Genomic DNA, 2,177 nt, shown 5'->3' on the forward strand with positions numbered 1-2,177 from the left:
GGTCGCACCGAAGCGACGACCCGGCCGGCCCCGCTCCTCGCATCGACAGCCCCCTCCCCTACCCCCTCCCGCAGGGGGAGGGGGAGTGACGACCGGAAGCGCCGGCCCCAAGCCGCCCCCCCTCTTCCCGCCCCAAGCCCGGAAGACGCCATGACCACCGTCCAGACAGACACCAGGATGCCGTCGGGCCCCGCCCCCCGCCCCGCCGGCGACGAGCGGCTGCGCTCGGTCTCCCTCGCCTCGCGGCTGCTGTCCCGCCCCGAGCTCGGCGCCATGGCCGGCACCGTGCTGGTCTTCGTCTTCTTCGGCCTCACCGCCGGCGGCTCCGGCATGTTCAGCGCCGACGGCATCTCCAACTGGCTGGTGGTGTCGGCCCAGCTCGGCATCCTCGCGGTCGGCGCCAGCCTGCTGATGGTCGCCGGCGAGTTCGACCTGTCGATCGGGTCGATGATCGGCTTCGCCGGCATGATGATCGCGATCCCGACCGTGTTCTTCGGCTGGCCGGTCTGGCTGTCGCTGGTCTTCGCCTTCGCAGGCGCCCTGGCGATCGGCGCGCTGAACGGCTGGCTGGTGGTGCGCACCGGCCTGCCCAGCTTCATCGTCAGCCTGGCCTTCCTGTTCATCCTGCGGGGCATGACCATCGCGCTGTCGATCCTGTTCACCAACCGCACCATCGTCGGCGGCGTCAAGGACCCGGCGGCGGCCGACTGGCTGGCCCCCCTCTTCACCGGCACGGTGCTGGACGGCCTTTACCGCTGGGCCGGCGGCGTCGGGCTGATCGACACCTTCAAGGACGGCAGCCCGATCGTCCCCGGCCTGCCGGTGCTGGTGGTGTGGTGGCTGGCGCTGACCGCGATCGGCGCCTGGATCCTGCTGCGCACCCGCTTCGGCAACTGGATCTTCGCCGTCGGCGGCGACAACATTGCGGCGCGCAACATGGGCGTGCCGGTCGGCCGGGTGAAGGTGCTGCTGTTCATGGGCACCGCCTTCTGCGCCACCGTCTTCGCCGCCTGCCAGGTGATGGAGTTCGGCTCCGCCGCCGCCGACCGCGGCCTCTTGAAGGAGTTCGAGGCCATCATCGCCGTGGTGATCGGCGGCACGCTCCTGACCGGCGGCTACGGCTCGGTGATCGGCGCCGCCTTCGGCGCGCTGATCTTCGGCGTGGTGCAGATGGGCATCTTCTACTCCGGCGTGAACACCGACTGGTTCAAGGTCTTCCTCGGCGTGATGCTGCTCTTGGCCGTGATCGTGAACAACTACATCCGCCGCAAGGTGACGGGAGGCCGGTCGTGAACGCAGAAGCTGTTCCGCACGCAGGGGCCGCGCCCCTCGTCGAGCTGCAGGGCGTCTGCAAGTATTTCGGCTCGGTGGTGGCGCTGAAGGACATCACCATCTCGGTCCGCCCCGGCGAGGTGCTGGCCCTCCTGGGCGACAACGGCGCCGGCAAGTCGACGCTGATCAAGACCCTGGCCGGCGTGCACCAGCCCAGCGAGGGCCGGATGCGGGTCGAGGGCCGCGAGGTGCGCTTCGCCTCGCCGCGCGACGCGCTCGACCACGGCATCGCCACGGTCTACCAGGACCTGGCGATGGTGCCGCTGATGAGCATCACCCGGAACTTCTTCATGGGCCGCGAGCCGACTTTGGGCTGGGGCCCGACCCGGCGCATCGACATGGACAAGGCCAACGCCGTGGCGCGCGACGCCATGCGCCAGATCGGCATCGACGTGCGCGACCCCGGCCAGGCGGTCGGGACGCTCTCGGGCGGCGAGCGGCAATGCGTCGCCATCGCCCGGGCCGTGCATTTCGGCGCCAAGGTGCTGATCCTGGACGAGCCGACCTCGGCCCTCGGCGTCAAGCAGGCCTCGGTGGTGCTGCGCTACATCGTGCAGGCGCGGGCGCGGGGCCTGGGGGTGATCTTCATCACCCACAATGTCCACCACGCCTATCCGGTGGCCGACACCTTCACTTTGCTGAACCGCGGCCGCTGCCTGGGCACCTATGCCAAGAGCGAGATCAGCCGCGAGCAGGTGCTGGAGATGATGGCCGGCGGCCAGGAGCTGGCCAGCCTGACCGCCGAGTTGGCCGAGTTCGAACGCAGCGACGCGGCGGCTTAGGCCCGTCTAGTCCCCCCTCCCCTCGCGGGAGGGGGCCAGGGGGAGGGGGTTCGCGCCGTCCGC

Annotated in this window: 2 protein-coding genes; both read left to right on the forward strand. The window is 70.6% G+C overall.

The genetic code is table 11. The annotated features are described in order from the left end of the window. Window positions 1–150 precede the first annotated feature (150 nt). Window positions 151–1,293 (forward strand): ABC transporter permease, encoded by a 1,143-nt coding sequence (locus tag P409_RS32445; RefSeq protein ID WP_034848342.1) that lies wholly within the window; start codon window positions 151–153, stop codon window positions 1,291–1,293. Continuing rightward, window positions 1,290–2,114, forward strand: a complete 825-nt coding sequence (locus P409_RS32450; RefSeq protein ID WP_052121651.1) for an ATP-binding cassette domain-containing protein — start codon at window positions 1,290–1,292, stop codon at window positions 2,112–2,114. The genes P409_RS32445 and P409_RS32450 overlap by 4 nt, the downstream gene beginning before the upstream one ends. The last annotated feature ends 63 nt before the right edge of the window (window positions 2,115–2,177 follow it).

The organism is Inquilinus limosus MP06 (assembly GCF_000767795.1).
GTDB lineage: Bacteria > Pseudomonadota > Alphaproteobacteria > DSM-16000 > Inquilinaceae > Inquilinus > Inquilinus limosus_E.